This is a genomic window from Nostoc cf. commune SO-36 (assembly GCF_023734775.1).
Lineage (GTDB): Bacteria > Cyanobacteriota > Cyanobacteriia > Cyanobacteriales > Nostocaceae > Nostoc > Nostoc commune_A.
The window spans coordinates 3,068,869-3,087,584 of the sequence record NZ_AP025732.1 but is presented as its reverse complement, the minus strand read 5'-3'; the positions used below and the strand labels follow the sequence as shown (position 1 = coordinate 3,087,584).

8 protein-coding genes, 1 tRNA gene and 6 pseudogenes are annotated in these 18,716 nt (G+C 39.8%); 7 read left to right on the top strand and 8 right to left on the bottom strand.

The features are described from left to right. Nucleotides 1–19 precede the first annotated feature (19 nt). The 3 genes and pseudogenes from ANSO36C_RS13830 (at nt 20) to rnc (ending at nt 2,751) form a co-directional block, all read left to right on the top strand. The gene (locus ANSO36C_RS13830) at nt 20–628 is read left to right on the top strand and encodes a hypothetical protein (RefSeq protein WP_251959996.1); all 609 of its coding nucleotides are present in this window, start codon (nt 20–22) and stop codon (nt 626–628) included. 514 nt (nt 629–1,142) lie between these two features. Further along, nucleotides 1,143–1,928, top strand: coding sequence for an NYN domain-containing protein (locus ANSO36C_RS13825; RefSeq protein ID WP_251959995.1), 786 nt, complete (start codon nt 1,143–1,145; stop codon nt 1,926–1,928). 137 nt (nt 1,929–2,065) lie between these two features. Continuing rightward, nucleotides 2,066–2,751 (top strand): annotated as a pseudogene (gene rnc / locus ANSO36C_RS13820) (ribonuclease III). A gap of 150 nt (nt 2,752–2,901) precedes the next feature. Here the strand turns inward: rnc and ftsH2 are convergent. The 8 genes and pseudogenes from ftsH2 to ANSO36C_RS13780 form a co-directional block, all read right to left on the bottom strand. Beyond that, nucleotides 2,902–4,789: pseudogene (gene ftsH2, locus ANSO36C_RS13815) on the bottom strand (ATP-dependent zinc metalloprotease FtsH2). Between the two features lie 382 nt (nt 4,790–5,171). Next, nucleotides 5,172–5,655, bottom strand: a pseudogene (locus ANSO36C_RS13810) (hypothetical protein). A gap of 280 nt (nt 5,656–5,935) precedes the next feature. Then, entirely contained in the window at nt 5,936–7,381 is a 1,446-nt protein-coding gene (gene gltX, locus ANSO36C_RS13805; protein WP_251959994.1) for a glutamate--tRNA ligase, read from the bottom strand. Between the two features lie 398 nt (nt 7,382–7,779). Then, nucleotides 7,780–7,853, bottom strand: a tRNA-Asp gene (locus ANSO36C_RS13800). Nucleotides 7,854–7,964: 111 nt separating this feature from the next. Continuing rightward, a pseudogene (locus tag ANSO36C_RS13795) lies at nt 7,965–9,489 on the bottom strand (serine/threonine protein kinase). Nucleotides 9,490–9,587: 98 nt separating this feature from the next. Then, nucleotides 9,588–11,210, bottom strand: a complete 1,623-nt coding sequence (locus ANSO36C_RS13790; RefSeq protein ID WP_251959993.1) for a serine/threonine protein kinase — start codon at nt 11,208–11,210, stop codon at nt 9,588–9,590. Nucleotides 11,211–11,514: 304 nt separating this feature from the next. Then, on the bottom strand, nt 11,515–12,699 hold the full coding sequence (locus ANSO36C_RS13785) for an esterase-like activity of phytase family protein (protein ID WP_251959992.1): 1,185 nt from the start codon (nt 12,697–12,699) through the stop codon (nt 11,515–11,517). A gap of 165 nt (nt 12,700–12,864) precedes the next feature. Continuing rightward, entirely contained in the window at nt 12,865–14,325 is a 1,461-nt protein-coding gene (locus ANSO36C_RS13780) for a TM0106 family RecB-like putative nuclease (protein ID WP_251959991.1), read from the bottom strand. 129 nt (nt 14,326–14,454) lie between these two features. Between ANSO36C_RS13780 and ANSO36C_RS13775 the strand changes: the two are divergent. The 4 genes and pseudogenes from ANSO36C_RS13775 (at nt 14,455) to ANSO36C_RS13760 (ending at nt 18,698) form a co-directional block, all read left to right on the top strand. Next, a pseudogene (locus ANSO36C_RS13775) lies at nt 14,455–15,647 on the top strand (aminotransferase class V-fold PLP-dependent enzyme). 360 nt (nt 15,648–16,007) lie between these two features. Beyond that, nucleotides 16,008–17,092, top strand: a pseudogene (locus ANSO36C_RS13770) (glycosyl transferase). A 149-nt stretch (nt 17,093–17,241) separates the two neighbouring features. After that, nucleotides 17,242–17,655, top strand: coding sequence for a secondary thiamine-phosphate synthase enzyme YjbQ (locus ANSO36C_RS13765; protein ID WP_251959990.1), 414 nt, complete (start codon nt 17,242–17,244; stop codon nt 17,653–17,655). Between the two features lie 293 nt (nt 17,656–17,948). Next, nucleotides 17,949–18,698 carry a hypothetical protein gene (locus ANSO36C_RS13760; RefSeq protein WP_251959989.1) on the top strand — a complete coding sequence of 250 codons (750 nt, stop codon included), beginning with the start codon at nt 17,949–17,951 and terminating at the stop codon, nt 18,696–18,698. Nucleotides 18,699–18,716: the final 18 nt, after the last annotated feature.

The window sequence follows — 18,716 nt, the reverse complement described above, 5'->3', positions numbered from 1 at the left end:
AGACAAAGGATTAAGTTTTATGGCTTATAGTGATTTTAAACTTGTTGAAGTTATCGATTCTTTTGGGTTGATTATCCACGAATCATCTGGACTATTTGCAAATGTCGAGGAGCAAGATTGTAGTGATTTATTATCTACTATTCTGAGGGAAAATGTTGACTTAGCAGTAGCGATAAGTTCTGAAAAAGCTCGGAGTGAAATGATAATCAGTCCAATTTTATTAGAAATTAGACGCAAATTTAATTATGAAATCAGCTTTTTTTCGGGAGTTGATTTTACCGTTGATAGTCAACGAGGATTAAATGGATTTTGTGATTTTATTTTGAGTCTTTCTTCAGAGCAGTTGCTTGTACGTAGTCCGGTGATTGTCTTAGTAGAAAGTAAAAATGAGAATTTGAGGTCTGGTTTAGCCCAATGTATTGCCGAAATGGTAGCTGCTCAGTTATTTAACGAAAGAGGTGGAAATCAAATTAAAGCTATATATGGTGCTGTTACTATCGGTACTATCTGGCAATTTCTCAAGCTTGAAGGTAATGTAGTTTCGATTGATTTGAGTGAATATTATATTAAGGATATTAAGAAAATTTTAGGTATTTTGTATAGTGCGATCGCACAAAGTAAACCGTAAATTATTTATTCACTAAAATATTTTAAAGTAATACATATAACATTTTTAAAGTTCATGAATATGGGTGAGCGCTTTTACGAAATCTTCATAAATAAGTATATTGACAATCCAGGGTCATCCATGTCACTCTGTACATAAGACAGAACAAACAACCGCACTCTAAAACGCAGGTTTTTGGTGTTGTCTCAGCAGCAGAATTCCTAGTTTTCTGCCAAGCTTCGTGTCATCCCTTCGGCTGATTATTTAGCTAAATGTCAAGTCAACTGATTGACTAGACTTTCAACAGGAAGACAAGATGTTTGGATGAATGCTCAGGGGAAAGGATGACGCGAAACTTGGTAGGAAGCCAGGAGTTCTACGGCTGAGACTTGAACCAAACGAAAGCGACAGTACAAAGCTTTATTGCAGGGTAGTACTTTTTAAGTATAAATTCCCAGTATAAAGCCCTCCTACTGCCAGATGTGTAATTTGTTGAAGCTGTCCAGTTTACCAAACAATAACTGGATACATTACGATGCCACACGCTAATCAATTTTCCAAAAAACAAGCAAGCCAGCAGCTACCTCTAATTTCCATATATTGGGATTATCAAAATGCTAAATTAAGTCCATCTCAGGCTAAATCATTGTTGGATTTAGCACAATCCAAAGGACGTGTAATTAGTGCAAAAGTTTACTACAATGCACAGTGTCAAGATCAAGTTTCTGTAAAGGATGATTTCGGTAATCTTTTTAACTGTCTTAATGTTCCTTGTCCTTTAAAAGATAGTGCAGATAACCAATTAATAGCTGATTGCTTAGGGGATATTCACAGCAATATGTCTCCAGATATAATTATGATCATATCAGGAGATGGAGACTTTATAAAATTAGTTCATAATCTGCAAAAATTAGGGAAACAAGCCATCATTCTTGCTCAAAAAGGTAATGTAAAACAAAAGCTGAAAGAATTGGCTGATGAATTTTACTTTTTAGATGATTTACCCAGATTAACTAACAATAAGACTCAAGCTCAAAACACGACTCTTATGTCTCAGATTAATTGCAAAGAGGCTATAGAGTATCTAATTGAAGCTATCAATACTCTTTCAAACCAAGGTAAACCTACCGTATTTGGTAGTATTGATAAATTGATGCGTCAACTTTGTGATAAATATCAAGGATGCTCATCTATTTCTACAGCTAATGGCAAGAGATTTAAGAATTTTAGCCAGTTTATTGATGTTGCTGTCAAGGATGGCAAAGTCAGAAAACAAAATCATGAGTTATTTTTAACTGAGTTAGATATGTTGGCTGCATAAAATAGCTTTGAAAAACCCAGTCAAATAAAAAACTGGGTTTTCCCAAAACACCGCAATTTGCGGTGTTTTCATGTCTGAACAAAAAACAATTGTCAATTTTCCCAACAGTCAATTTCTGCAACAAGACATAAGATAAAATGCACAAACTTCTAATATTTCATAATGAAAAACTTTTACGACAAGCACTTACCCACCGTTCTTATGTCCATGAAAACCCCGGAGAAGGCGAACACAATGAACGCTTAGAATTCCTCGGTGATGCTTTGCTGAATTTCTTAAGTGGTGAGTATCTATACAGTTGTCACCCAGAAATGGGAGAAGATGAATTAACACGGCGGCGTTCGGCGTTGGTAGATGAGAAACAATTAGCAAAGTTCGCCGAGGAGGTAGGTTTAGACTTTAGGATGCGGTTAGGAAAAGGCGCTATTCGAGACGGAGGCTTCCAAAATCCTAATTTGCTCAGTAGCACCTTTGAAGCTGTACTTGGTGCTTTCTATTTAGATAATGATTCCAATATTGAAGCAGTTCGCGCAATTATAGAACCGCTATTTGATTCTGTAGATCCTAAGCATATAGTTGTGTCTCGTTCTAATGTAGACTCAAAAAATCGCTTTCAAGAATGGGTGCAACGCAACATTACTCCGAATCCCCCCAAATATTTTACAGAACAAATAGGAGGCCCTTCTCACGCGCCAGAATTCATAGCCAAAGTATTGGTAGATGAAAAGATTTATGGAGAAGGTAGGGGACGCAATAAAAAGATGCAGAAAAAGCTGCTGCTGAAGATGCGCTAGCTAAGTTGAAAAAACAAGGTTTGTTATAGAGTTTATAGGTTCATAAATTTTGATAATTTTAAAATTAGAAACTTCCTAACACTGAAAAAACGCAAAAAATGAGGTTGGAGTATACCATCCTCATTTTATTTTTTGTCACTTTACTCATTTCCAGATAGTAGCCGGAAAGGAGTCAAATATTATAGTTGCGGTACGTACTGTTGCTTATCTGGGACTTCAGCGTACTCAGCCACAATCTGGCGGAATTCTTCGCCGTCAATTGTTTCTTTTTCGATGAGCAAATCGACTAAGCGATCGGTGACAGTGCGATGATCGCGGACAATCTTCTTGGCGTTTTCGTAGCATTCTTCCACGATCGCTCGCACTTGTCCATCAATGCGGGAAGCGATGGATTCAGAATACTCAGATCGGGTTGTCCAGTCACGACCTAAGAATACTTCTCCCTGCTGGCTTTCTAACGACAGTGGCCCTAAGTCAGACATTCCGAAACGAGTCACCATCTGCCGCGCCATTCCCGACAACTGTTGCAAGTCTCCACCAGCGCCAGTTGTGACTTCCGCAGCGCCAAAAATGACCTCTTCGGCGGCACGACCACCCAAAGCACCAGTAATTCTGGCTTTCAACTGGGAACGGGAAATTAACCCCTGTTCTTCGTTGGGCGTAAACCAAGTTAAACCCTGTGCTTGTCCCCGTGGGATTAAGGTAACTTTCTGCACTGGGTCATGGTCTTTTAACAAAGTCCCAACTAAGGCGTGTCCAATTTCATGGTAGGCAATTAAGCGCTTGCTCTTGCTATCTACCAATGGAGTACCTTCCATCCCTGCAACTACCCGATCCACCGCATCATCAACTTCGCGGAGGGTGATCGCTTCTTTGCGTCTTCTCGCAGTGAGAATTGCTGCTTCGTTGAGCAAGTTAGCTAAGTCAGCACCAGTAAATCCAGGAGTGCGACGAGCGATCGCATCCAAAGATACACTAGGATCTAATTTCTTGTTCCGCGCATGCACTTGTAAGATTTCCAAACGCCCTTTGATATCGGGTGCATCGACAGTTACCTGGCGGTCGAAACGGCCGGGACGCAGCAGCGCCGGGTCCAGCACGTCGGGACGGTTGGTCGCGGCGATCAGGATGATGTCTCTGGTACGCCTCGAAGCCGTCCATCTCGACCAGCAGCTGGTTCAGCGTCTGTTCGCGCTCGTCATTGCCGCCGCCGAGACCCGCGCCGCGATGACGACCAACGGCGTCGATTTCGTCGATGAAGATGATGCAGGGCGCATTCTTCTTGGCCTGTTCGAACATGTCGCGCACGCGGCTGGCGCCGACGCCGACGAACATCTCGACGAAGTCCGAACCCGAGATCGTGAAGAAGGGCACGCCCGCCTCCCCCGCGACCGCTTTTGCTAGTAAAGTTTTACCAGTTCCAGGAGGCCCAACTAACAGCACTCCTTTGGGAATCCGTGCGCCTACTGCGGTAAATCTTTCTGGCTGCTTCAGGAAGGTGACAACTTCTTGCAATTCTTCCTTAGCTTCTTCAATACCAGCTACGTCGTCAAATTTGACCCCGGTTTTCGCCTCCATTTGGAAACGCGCTTTAGATTTGCCGAAGTTCATCGCTTGACCTGGCCCGCCGGGGAGGTTGCTAGAACGCCGGAACAAAAAGAACAGCCCGGTAATCAATAAAACTGGGAATATGAGATTGCCCAACAATCCCCAAATTGCCCCATCATTCCGCATGGGGTGAGCATCAAAACTAATATCTTTTTCTTTGAGCTTGCTAATTAACTCAGGAGCGTTAACAGGCAAATCCACACGCCACCTTTGGACGCGATTTTCAATGTCTGGATCGCGGGCTTCTATAATTGCTGTCCTACCGCCTTCGTAAAGATCCACGCTGCTGACGCGATCGCCGTCCAAGTATTCTAGAAAGCGACCATAAGTCATGCGGGTATTGGCTGCATTCTTACTCATATCAGCAGGAGCGCCTGCAAAGGCCCCTTGCCAAAAGAAAAAGCCAATTACCAAAGCCGGCAATGTCCAGAGTACTAAGACTTTCCAAGAGAATTTCATGTTAATTTGCCTCTAGATGCCTATACAATTCATCAGCCTTAGTAACCGAATGTTCATCACTCTGCCACTATTAAGCTGTTTAAACGGATGTTTATAAATCCATTTTGTGTAATTTGATCTCTTATATGCACTGCCATAAAGCGGTTAGGGCATTATGGCAATGCCAACAAGAAGTCTTAATCAAAGTTAACTTAATTTTAATACAAAATCGCACGAGAAAAGGGAGCAAAACAGGATGCAAAGACATGGAGAATTTTTCCACAATGCTCCTCGTGCCGTTCCAGCCTCTCTCAATCATAATTGTGGGGGAGATGAGGGAGCAAGGAAGAAAGAATTTTTTCCTCAGTAAAAACAACACCCCTTTGTGCCTCTTTTCAATGCCCTACTTAACTTCTGTAATTTGTATCGTGTAAGGAAGATACTTGTCTTTTTTCGTAGGAACCAACCCAAACTTGGTAAGTTCCAGCCAGCCATTCACCAATAATGCCAGCATTTTTGCCTTCAAAATCGTCATTACACCAAGTACCACCGGGCCCCTTGATAATCAAGGTGGTGTCTTCAGGACTTTGCAGTTGCAACTTCAGGTAGTCGAATTTACTTGTTAGCGCTAATGTATGGTCTGGTGTTTCATCAACAAATCCGGTGCAAGGGCCAGTGGCTGTTTCACTTCTCCCACCTACTTGATTCCCAGATATTGAACCACCACTCATCCCGCGAACTGTCAGGGGATCTGGGGAAAACTGAGGGCCAATGGTGACATCTCCAAATATCGTTGGCACTTCCTCAGCATTAACTGTCGATGTGATCAACAGCGTAACTATCATGAACGATAATCTCATCCCTCTATTAAGCGCTTTTGTTGGCATTGTAATTACGTTTCGCTTCTAAGTGTTTTTGAAGACATGAATTTTACACACCAAGTTCCCAAAGTGAGGAGAATTGACTACCTATTTTAGATTTGAAATTGGGAATAATTCATTAGGAATTAGTCAATGATTTTTTGTTCTTATAGTTGCTCTATACTCGATCAACCCAATATTTCTGGGTGAAAGCAGGGAATAGGGAATGGGGAATGGGGGAAGAATTCTTATAATCCCTCACTCACCACTCCCCATTCCCAGACCTATCTAAAAATTGTTGTAATCGCTAATTAGCTTCTGTTATTGCCCTACTCAAGCGTGGCTTATCTAAACCAATCTGATTTAGTAGTAACCAAGATTGTATGAGGTCGGGGCCATGAACATCTCCAGTTAAGGCTGCTCTGAGCGATCGCATTACTAAGCCTTTTTTGACTTTTTGCTCTTTTACGACTTGCTTAATAATGTCCTGGGCAAAGGCTTCTGAGAGTTGAGGCTGATTTTCTAAGGCTGTGACAATCGCCTCAAGGACAGCAGTAGAACCTTCTTGCTTCAGTTGTGTACTACCTTCGTCGCTAAATTCAACTGTGTCAGTAAAAAACAGTTGGCTTTGAGGTACTGCATCTACTAAACGAGTCAAACTCTGGCTAATTAAAGTTACTAGCTGTTCTAACCAAGGGCGTTCTCTTCCATCATCAAATTTATACCCAGCTGCTTGCCAATAAGGTATGAGTAAATCTGTGAGTTTATCTACTGGCGTCTTGTGGATATACTGACTGTTCAACCAATCTAGTTTGTCCCAGTCAAACTTTGCACCTGCTTTATTTACACGCTCAAAACCAAATTCTTTCGCTGCTTCTTCTAAGGTAAATATTTCTTGTGTCGAGTCTGGTGGCGACCAACCCAACAATGTCATGTAATTTACTAAGCCTTCAGCAGTAAAGCCCATTTGCTGAAAGTCAGAAATAGAAGTGACACCATCTCGCTTAGAAAGCTTGCGCCCTTCCATGTTCAAAATCAGCGGCGTGTGGGAGAACTCTGGAATTTTTGCACCCATTGCTTCATACAGCAGAATTTGCTTGGCGGTATTGGCAATGTGGTCTTCTCCCCGAATGACATGGGTGATTTGCATATCGATGTCATCCACTACAACGACAAAGTTGTATAAAGGTTGACCGCTTCCTTCTTCTGAGGCACGGGCGATGACCATATCACCACCTAAATCGCTACCTCGCCAAGACATCTTTCCCCTTACTAGGTCGTTCCAGACAATTTCTCGCCCATCTTCGATTTTGAAGCGGATTACAAAGGAGCGACCTTCTGCTTCATAAGCGGCGCGTTGCTCTGGGGTGAGATTGCGGTGACGGTTGTCATAACGAGGAGCCTCACCTCTAGCTTTCTGAGCTTCTCTTAAAGTCTCTAGTTCTTCAGAAGTGGTGTAGCAGCGATAGGCTAATCCTTGATCTAGTAGTTTTTGGACTGCTTCTTTATAAAGATCCAGACGTTGGGATTGGAAAAATGGCCCTTCATCCCAGTTCAGTCCTAGCCAGCGCAATCCTTCCAGAATATTGTCGGTGTATTCGGGACGCGATCGCTCTAAATCTGTGTCTTCTATTCGCAGTATAAATTTCCCACCGTGGTGGCGGGCAAATAACCAGTTAAATACAGCCGTTCTAGCTGTACCAATATGCAAATTTCCGGTTGGACTCGGCGCAATACGGACTCTAACAGTCACAGTTAATTCTCTCTTTCGCAAAGCATGATAAATGTAGCTTATATTCAAATCTTGAATTCTGAGTCAATCCTTTTGGGGAATTCAAAATCAAAAATCACCGAAGTTCGGGTCGGTGATTTATTACTCTTGAAGAAGAATTCAGAAGTCAGAATTCAGGAGTCAGAATAAATTGGATGGGGATTCAGACCCCAACCAATTGTAGACACCGTGCAGACGATAGCGCCGGCGGCAAGCGAGTCAGACGCTCCTGCGTCGCTAACGCTGTGCTATCGAGCGTCTGGGGTTTTAAACCCGTTTATTCATCTACTAGTCGCATAGAATTCAATTCTGTTAGCGGTAGCGGGGCGTTTAGCCCATTCTGGCTCCTGACTCCTGAATTCTGTTTGATAAATTTAGAACGGGACTGACGGGGCTCGAACCCGCAACTTCCGCCGTGACAGGGCGGTGCTCTAACCAATTGAACTACAGTCCCTTGTTTGTCAACTTTGTTATTATCACTATTTTTTTTCTACTTGTCAAGCGTTTTGGAGTTGGGAATTAGAAATTATTTTTGACCCGTCTCTACCAAGGTGTAATTTTTTCGTTAAAACCTTGATAATACAACCTGTGGCTCTGATTCCAGATGCTGCAATATCCGGGATTGCATTTGTTTATACTGTTGCTTTAATAGCTGTTTGCTCAACTGGGGTTGAGAAGCGGGTGGTAGACTGTGGCTCTGCTGTACCCAGCTTTTCAACATTTGTCGCTGAGTTGGCTCGATGCGACTACTAAGAAGGTTGGTGCAGGAATGTGGTGCTTCTAAAGTAAAGAAAATCAAAGGATAGTGTTCATTTTCAGCCAGGAAACTTACCAGCTTAAGATTTTGGGGATTTTTGCATATCTAAGTAGCACGGTAGCCACTTAGGAGGTAATTGCCGATTGTAGAGTACAGTTACCCACAGCAACATTGGGTGAGGGGATGTTATGAACATAAATCGGTTGTAACGGGTAGAAACGGCATAATTTTTAATTTCTTGTTTAGACAACATCAACCATAATGCCGTTATGGCTCCTTGTGCGGTGTTTAGAAGCTGAGGAAAAACAATTTCTTGAATTGGTTTATTTTCAGGCCACAAAAGTTTACGGCAGCTTTGTTCTAATGTGATTGGTAAACCTGAATCAAAAGGACGGCTAAAGTTTGAACTAGAAGCTAGAGTTGTAGGTATACTGGGACAATTAGACTCTTCTAAACTGTTTAAGACTTGCAAAATTTGAGCGATATTTTGGGGGCGATCGCAAGGTTTTTTCGCCAGACAAGCCATGATTAAATCATTTAGCTTTTGAGGTATTTTAAGAGTGGGTTTAACATCTGCGATCGCTTTTGGTTGTTCAAATTGATGTGCTTTATACCAAGCACCAAAGTAATCAGTTTCTGGTTGCCAAGGTTTTTTACCTGTAAGCATCTCAAACATCATCACACCCAGACTATAAATATCAGAGCGACTATCTAATTTTTCTCCGTCTAGTTGTTCTGGAGAACAGTAGGGTAAAGTACCATTAAATCCACTACTTGTACTAGCTGTTGATGCATAATTTAAAAATCTAGCAATCCCGAAATCGAGAATTTTAACTAATTGACCCAATATCGGATCAGGAATAACTAATATATTAGCAGGCTTGATATCTCTATGTACTAACGGACAAATTTGCCCATCAATGTTAATACCTTGATGGGCACACTGTAAGCCCAAACAAATTTGGCGACAGAGAGTCAAAAATATATCCAGGGGTAGCGGAATTAAATCCTTTAAACTTTTACCGCATAGATATTCCATGACGTAATATGGTTTTCCTTTCTCATTCACGCCATAATCATACGCCCGCACTATATGTATGCTCTTTTGACTCAAAGCCGCACTCATTAAAGCTTCACGAGCAAAGTCTTGTTGCATCTTGTTATTGATAACAGTTTTAGTCAAAAACTTGACAGCAACTGGTATGCCTCCTAACAAAATATCATTTGCTAAAAAAACTTCACCCATACCACCGCTACCAATTAATTGCTTGAGTTGATAACGATTGGCAAGCAAGCCCGTACTACTTGAAGATGTAAATAAGCTCTGATTCACTTTGCTTACCTCTGCTTGCTGTTAAGCCTATTTAAATTTAGCAATATATACATAAAAATATCATTAGCTAATTGGACAAGCCATTTGAGAAAATACTTTTAAGGACATGATAAAAGTTTTAAAAAAACCTCAAAAAATTTATCCATCCAATTTTTTAAACTTTCTGTCTCAGTTTTTTTCTCTGCGGCTAACTTTTGTAATATGTCTAACTTAAGCTTTTCATAATCAGTTCTTAAAAGGTTTTTTGTTTGGCTAGATAGCATTGATTCATTTGAATATTGATTCATATCTAGGCAATCTATAAGTTTCTGGCGTTGTTTAGCCGTAAGGCTTAAAGTTTTTACATGAGAGCAACGGGTTGGATCTTCTATGGCAAAAAATAGTAGATGGTAATAACCTACTTCCGCTAAACTACGTGCTATATTTTGCCCTTTACTATCTTTCAAATCTAGAAAATAAGGCAGCCATTTACTCATAGAAGGTTGAGTATCGTATAATACTGTTAACCACAATAGCATCGGGTACATATTCGTTTTGCTAAGAAATTCAGTACCATGTATGTTATCTAAAAACTTTGTAATATCTTGTTTTGGCAACATTGCCCAAAAAGTCGGTATAGGTCTTTGAGTCGTATGTAGTAAATGGGGAAAACCAATTGGCGCAATTGGTTTATTTTTAGGCCATTTTTTTTGCAAACACTCTTTTTCTGATAATAAAGTTGCTGGGACTAATTGAACTGGAAACGAGTCTTTGCTAATGTCATCATTATTGCTAGGGATAGAACTATTAAATTGAATATTAACCTTTTGTAAATCCTCTAATATTTGGTTTATATTTTGAGGGCGTTCGCTTACTTCTTTCGCCAAACAACTCATCAATATTTTTTCTAATAACTGCGGTATTTTGACTTGCGGATTGACTTGTTCAACTGTAGGCGGCATTTGAAAGCGATGTGCTTGATACCAAGTACCAAAGGAGTTACTTTTTGTTTGAAATGGATGTTTACCTGCCAGCATCTCAAACATTAATACTCCCAAACTGTAAATATCGGAGCGGACATCTAGCAGTTTGCGTCCTTCCATGTGTTCTGGAGAACAATAAGGTAAACTGCCAATAAAAGAATCTGTGAGAGTCATCCCACTTCGCTCTGTAAGAAATTTGGCAATCCCAAAATCTAGTATTTTAACAATTTCTCCTTCTTTACTATCTTCAGCAATAAATATATTTTCTGGTTTAATATCCCTATGAACAATAGGAGAAATTTCTCCTTTAAGGCTGATACCTTCGTGGGCACATTGTAAGCCTAAACAAATCTGATTACAAATTTTCAAAAACTTCGATAATGTTAAAGGTTGAATTTTAAGAATTTGCTTGAGATTTTTTCCTTTGAGGTATTCCATGACATAAAATGGAGTTTTATCCTCAGTAACGCCATAACTTAAGATCCGAACAATATGTTTACTTTTGCGGCCCAATTGAGCGCCAATATAAATCTCTCTAGCAAAGCGTTGGGACATTTGTTGGTTTGCTAAACTAAGTGATAAGATTTTGATTGCGATCGGCATACCATCTTTAGCGGTATCTTCAGCTAGATAAACTCTGCCCATTCCCCCTTTGCCAATCAAATCTTTGATTAAATAACGATTATTTAAAAATTGTCCTATGTAATCGTCTACTTCTGCTTTTTGCCCTACCATACTCTCAATTTTATTTTCTAGCATAAAAATCATTTATGAAAAATATTTTTGGCAAAACATTTTAATAAGTCTCGCTAATTATTAAACTTAAATCTAAAAAATATCAGAATTTTGAGAAAATTAATTATCTTCTGTAATTGTGTTTGATCTCTCTGCAATAACTTCTAAATATTGTGTAACATATTTATTAAGGATTACGGCTGAGAAATTACACGGAAACTACAAACAGACTAGATAAACTTGCCTAGTAGATTCCGTGAATACACAGGAATAATCAGAAAAAAGTAAATAGCGGTGAAGGTACAATCGCCCCTTCACCTGTATACAGTTAAAAGTTAAGATTCGGAAGTAAACGACGTAATAATCTAATTAGCGGAGTTTCAATTTTAATTTTAAAGGCTAGTATCTGGGTGCGTTGTAGAGAGTTAAAATTGTTATCACTGATAAGAATTAATGATTGCTGCCCATCGGATAGTTTAGGGCCAAGAGTTAAGCCTTCGATGTTATCTAACAGTACATCTAGTTTTCTCAAATCTAACAGCAGTTTTTTTTGAACTGGTTTAATGTTTTTGGAATCAACTGCTAAAAGGCTGTCAATATTATGAATATCATTGGCTCCTTCTAAAGAAACCTGAAATAGCGAAATAGCAAATCCTAAACCAGTAAAAGAGCGTTCTAAACTTAGGAAGTGTCCTTGATTATCGAGAGCAATCAAATCGGGTAATCCACTAGCGAATTTGCCAGTTACATTCAAAAAGGGGGAAACTGGTTCAGTTTGGTAAAGAAATTCTTTTTCTGGCTGGTTATTGAGTAAGTTATATTGCAAAATGCGGCAAGGGCTGCCGACATTAGGTTTAGCTGTTACACCATCTTGAATTAGAGCATTTTCGGTAGCTGTAAATAGATGCTTGTTATCGGGCGTGATGGTGAGGCTTTCAAAAGCCAAATTGTTGCGGATACCTTGTTGACCAGTTTTATCTGGCAAAAATTTATTTGGTATGGGGAGTGTTACAATTTCTTTGCCAGAAGATAGCGAAAACTCTTTAATAAAAGGATTAATTAATCTTGCAGCATCACCTTCAGATGAAATAAACACAGTTTCTTTATTAGTTAACGCAATACCTTCTGTATCACTTTCACCAGCGCGAAATGTTTGACCATTTTCATTTAATAACGTGGTAACGCTGACAGGAACAACTTTACCCTTTTCTAGAGAACCTTTGCTTAAGTCAATTTTTAAAGTGTATAAACGAGCTGCCGCTTTTTGTCCACGATCATCGGAGATAGTGTAATAAAGGTTGTTTTTTGCATTATACGCAACTCCAGATAAACCTCCAATTTCAGTTTTTCGCAATATTAAACCTTTTGGTAAAGTTGCTTCCCCGATAAATTCTATGCTACTTACTTCAACAGCATTTGAGAGTAAATTTGTGAATACAAAGCTGATAACTATAATTGGCATCAAAAAGTAAATAATTCGTGGAAATACGAATATTTTTTTAATTATATGCATAGATTTTATTTGGTAAATCAACACGCGTTAGGGACGCACAGTTAGTTGTACGCCTCTAAAAATAATACTAATAAAAAGAATGTGACAGCTATAAGTCTGAAAACTCTTATTAAATCAGGCTTTCTTAATTTTTAATTTAAAAATCTGGAGAAAATACTAAATTATTTAAGCTCGTCGCAAACCATATTCATCTTGGAAAAAGTTAACAAGCCAATCTCTCACTCTGTGGGTGGCGCGGCAGTCATCTTCGTTGTAGCGTTGGATAATTTCTAGTAAGGTGCGATCGCCTGTTTCTAGCCATTGCTCATACCAATAAATACACTTAGCACCACTAGCTTCTTTGTCACGCCACTCAAATCCTACCCAACGAGCGATCGCTTTCAAGGCATAGCTTTCTACAGGCAATGCTACACTTTGGGTTAATTGCTCATACACATCCACAAATCGATTCAGTACAGGACGCACTAAGGAGTGTGGAGTGCCGTAAAGTTTTGCTAATCGTTTGACTGTATCAAACTCGTAGACACAAAAATGATAAATTGGCGCTTCGGGATATTGCCAAACCAAATCCAAAAATTGCTGCCAAACTAATTCTTCGTCTTCTGGTTTGTCTGCTAAAAACGAATAAAACTGTTCTGTATTAGCTTGTCTATCAACGACCAAAACCCCTAAGAGATAATCTAAATCTAAGTCTGGCTGCGCTTCAATATCAAAATAAAGCTCTATGGGCGCTGTGAATGTAATATCTTCTTTTGGTAGCGGGTAAGGTAAGATTAAGGGTCGTTCTTCTAATGCAGATTGAGCTTGCAATACCAACTTGGGCGCTATTCCACTATCAAAACCAATCAGATTTTCTAAGTTGCTGGGGCTGGTGTTAGCGAGAGATTCCAGGGTAGTAATGGCTAAGGCTTGCAGTTGAGTGTAGCGAATCGGTGTTACACCTGGCACTAGTGAGAGATGTTTTTCAGATTGAGCGATCGCATAACATTCACTATACCAATGGCAAAGATTGCACTTTTGTCGAGAAATAAACACCTCTGGCGGATTCGCTAATTCTAAAACTTGAATAAACTCCTCCAGAATCTGCTGCATTCGTGGCATCCATTTAAACAGATCCACCCCATAATTTGTATTTTTGGTTCGCAATATCAGTGAAGCAGTTTCAGGTGCAACTCCCTGCACTGCTGCCAGCCGCTTGGACATGAAATGCAGCCACAACCTGATATCTTGTTTAGTGCGCTTACCCAGTTCAATATTAGCCGGGACGTAGATCCAATCTCCAAAATCGGATTGTCCTGGTTGTTTTACGAGTAAATCTGGACGACTTAGCAGGGTGTATGCTTCAGAATAATTTGCTAACAGTACTCCTTTATAGATGTACTCAACCCCACGCTGCATCAATTCTAAAGTTTCCTTCTCTGCCCTTTCCCAGTTTCCATAAGAATATTCTGGTTGATGATAAGTCACATTTGCCAAAACACTCAACTGATGAGCGATTTTGTCCTGTTGCAGTTTCCGTAGCAACTCATTGGGAGCATCACGCTGACCTTTGTCACCGTGGATATCCAGAAAAGGCCGACGTTTACAACGTTGGTATTGCAGTAGGAGTTCAGCATTAATTAGCATCCTTTTAAGTTAACAAGAATTAGCACACTCTGGGAGTAACTCAGACAATTAATAATGGAGTGGGGGAGACGAGAGAGACGAATGACTTTTGACTAATCCAAAATCCAAAATCTAAAATCTAAAATTGGTATGACCAGTATTTCTGTCGCACAAACCAAGTTGCATAGCCATCGAGAGCAATTTCCGGCTTTAGCGAATAAGACTTATTTCAATTATGGGGGACAAGGGCCGATGCCCCAAAGGGCAATGGATGCGATCGCCCAAACTCAAGCTTATGTTCAGCAAATAGGCCCCTTTGGTAATGAGGCGTATCGCTGGATAGCGCCCCAGACTCAAGCCGCTAGAGAAGCGATCGCTTCGGAGTTATATGCACCAAGCGAAACAATTACTCTCACCCAGAATGTCACAGTTGGCTGTAATATCGCTATGTGGGGTATTGACTGGCATTCTGGCGACCATCTGCTGCTTTCAGACTGCGAACATCCAGGCGTAATTGCCACCACACAAGAAATCGCCCGGAGATTCGCGGTAGAAGTTACCACCTGTCCTCTCAAGGCAACTTTAAATGAGGGCGACCCTGTAACCATCATTGCCCAGCATTTACGCCCCAATACCCGTCTTGTGATATTGAGTCATGTTTTCTGGAATACTGGTCAAGTTTTACCTCTTGATAAAATTGCCGAAGTATGCAGGAATAATCATTCTTTTTTACTGATAGATGCTGCCCAATCTGCTGGTTTATTGCCTTTAAACTTGACTGAATTGGGAGTAGACTTTTATGCTTTTACTGGTCACAAATGGTTATGTGGCCCTGCGGGTGCGGGTGGTTTGTATGTTCGTCCAGAAGCACGAGAAAGCCTGAAACCTACATTTATTGGCTTGAATGGCATTGTTGTAGATAATCAATCTCAGCCTGTGGATTGGCTTCCAGATGGTCGACGATACGAGTGTCTACATTGGCTTATCCGTTGTATCTTGGGTTAAAGGAAGCGATCGCTATTCATCAGCAATGGGGAACGCCACAGGAACGTTACGAGCAAATTTGCCATAACAGTGAGTACCTCTGGCGACAATTGACGGCGTTACCCAATATTAAATGTTTGCGAACTTCTCCACCCAAAAGTGGTATTGTCTCCTTTCAACTTGAAAATAATCCACCTCAAACTCATTTGAAGTTGGTGCAATTTTTAGACTCACAAAGGATATTAACTCGGACAATTGCCGATCCTAGCTGTATCCGCGCCACCGTTCATTACTTTACTTTAGAATCTGAAATTGACCTATTGGTTGAGACGATTCAAAGTTTTTGCAAAACTAATTAGAAGTTAGGATTTATAAGTTATGGCAGTCCTATTTGATTCGTGAAAAATATAAAATTTGAAAACGAACCGCAAAGTACGCTAAGGGCGCAAAGGGAAGAAAGAAGAAAGAGATATATAATTTTCACAAATGATTTAGGACTGCTATATTAATTAGGGCTTACGCAAGAGTTACGGAATAACGAACCACAGAGGCGCAGAGTACACGGAGAAATCAGAGTTTGAGAGATATTTTGCGTAAGTCCTATTAATGTGAAAATTATAATTTTCAACCCTAACTCTGCCGATTTTAGATTTTGGATTGAAGTAAAAATCTAAAATCTAAAATCTAAAATCCAAAATTGAATGACTCTTAACTATAAAATGGAACGCCCAATCTTATATTTAGCCATCACTAACCACGGCTTTGGTCATGCTACTCGCACGGCTTCTGTTGCTGCAACAATTCAAAAGTTATGTCCAGAAGTTCTGCTAATTGTGGTGAGTACTGCCCCACGCTGGTTGCTTGAGTGCTACATAGAAGGCGATTTTATCTATCGTCCTCGTGCATTTGATTTGGGTGTAGTACAAAGGGATAGTTTGACAATGGATAAAGTAGCGACTTTAGAAAAGTTGCTGGATATTAAGAAGCAGCAAAATTCGCTGATTGCCTCAGAAGTGAATTTTATTCGTCAAAATCGCGTTAATCTTATTTTGGCAGATATACCCTTCCTCGCTCCTGGGTTTGCTAAAGCTGCAAATATTCCCTGCTGGATGATGAGTAACTTTGGCTGGGACTTTATCTACCGCGATTGGGGAGGTGAATTTACCGCAGTTGCAGATTGGATTAGTGATTGGTATTCAAAGTGCGAATCGCCTGTTTTCGTCTCCCTTTTCACGAACCAATGCCAGCTTTTAATAATATCACCGATGTCGGTCTAACAGGCGGTTCCCCCCGTTACTCTAGTGATGATTTACGTTCTCTTTGGGGAATAACTGCACCAGTGGAAAAAACTATTTTGTTGACCTTTGGCGGTTTGGGTTTACAGCAAATCCCTTATGATAACCTAGCGCGATTTCCAGATTGGCAATTTATCATCTTTGATCAATCTGCCCCTGATTTACCTAATTTAGTGAAAATTAATGACCACAAATACCGCCCTGTAGATTTTATGCCTATTTGTGGGCGAGTCGTTTCTAAACCTGGTTACAGTACTTTTTCGGAAGCCACAATACTAGGATTACCAATTGTCACCATACCGCGTGAAGATTTTGCCGAAGCAACATTTATACTAGAAGGCATAACTAATTACAACCAGCATCAAATCATTACCCCATCTGAGTTTTTTCAAGGGACTTGGGATTTTCTACATGAGTTACCCCAAATACCAAAGATATCTCAACCAATTGCTAAGGATGGTAATGAAGCGATCGCTAATGCTGTTCTCAATTATTTACAGACAAAATAAACTTATTCAAATAACATCAATTAATAATGGAATCTCTCACAATCATAGATAAAGATACTTTAGAATAAGACATATTCAGTCTAACGATCAATCAACAGCAAAAAAACAAATCACGCAGATTGAACTGTCATCAATAATTACTGTTTCAAATGACTCACTACCAAAAGTTACTAAAAATTTCTACCACTGGCAAATCTTTTTACAACATCACTGCAAAAATTGCAGCCGCAGTTGCAGAATCTGGCGTTGAAACTGGTCTTTGTACTTTATTTTTGCGTCATACTTCAGCCAGTTTAGTAATCCAAGAAAATGCCGATCCTGATGTTCTTATGGATCTAGCTAATTTTATGGCAAAACTCGTCCCCGAATCAGGTAAATACATCCACGATGCAGAAGGTGCTGATGATATGCCGGCACATATTCGTACCGCACTCACCCATACTTCTGAACATATCCCCATTAATCGTGGTCATTTGGTACTGGGAACTTGGCAGGGAATTTATATTTGGGAACACCGCCAACGTAGCCATTCCAGAGAATTAGTTGTTCACATTTCTGGATAGCCGATTTTCAAGTTTTATTGAAGGTGCGGTTTTGTAGAGTTTAAATAAATACTCTGGTTATACTCTCTACCTCTGGATATAATATTCTAAAATCATGGTGATATGTATTAAATAAATTTTGCATTGAGAAGTTTTTAATTACAATTATTGATGCAAAACTAACCAGACATATACAAAATAATTTGTGTACATTTGTAAATTAAAAAGTTAAGTTTATTTGTAAAGATTAAAAAATCAATTTGTTTGACTATATACTAATATTTAGTATAAGCTGTTGGGCTATTTCAATTACTATGAAGAAAAAACTAACGCCAACCCATACTTTTCAATTTATTGATGAAATACTTGCCCAGCAGTCTGTTAAATTATTGTCACTGAGTCCTCAAAAAACATTAATTACCAGCTTTACAGAATTGGAAAATTTAATTGGGGAAAAAAGCACTGACCCTCAAATTCTCACCGCTATTCAAGAAACCCTCGAAAATATAGTCCGTACTCAGTTACAAAACTTCCCAGAAAACATCTTCTGGGATTTTGATTTTCTTGTAAGTAGTATGCTTAGACAAGCTTTAAATGCAGATGAGGGTGCTGTTACTTTCTTGAAAGTTTTTGGTGAAAAGATGGTTTGTCTCACAGACATGTTCGGCAATAAAACGGACATCCGCTTTCGTTATGTTCATGATTTTATTTATGGGTTTGAGTGGGCAAGATGGGTGCAAAAAGAGCCGGAGAAGCGCGCACATATAGAGCCTTTTAGTCTGTTATTTTTGGATTATTTGCTCGTCAAAGGTAAGGAACTTTTACAACGTATTAAGCATGGTCAGGTCGTATCTTATAAACTGTGTGAGACGGGCTACCGTAACCCCTTCACCTTTTCTCGTGAACCCGAAGATGAATACCGTCTGCTAACTTATCTTGCTGAAGAACAACTGATTCCAGTAGCGGTATGGAACTGGAATGCTAGCCCTGTATGGAACAAACCTTTCCAAGAAATGCGCCAGCAATTAGCATTAAAATTAAATATTCAACCACAGAGACGGTGAGTAGCAATCAAAAATTGT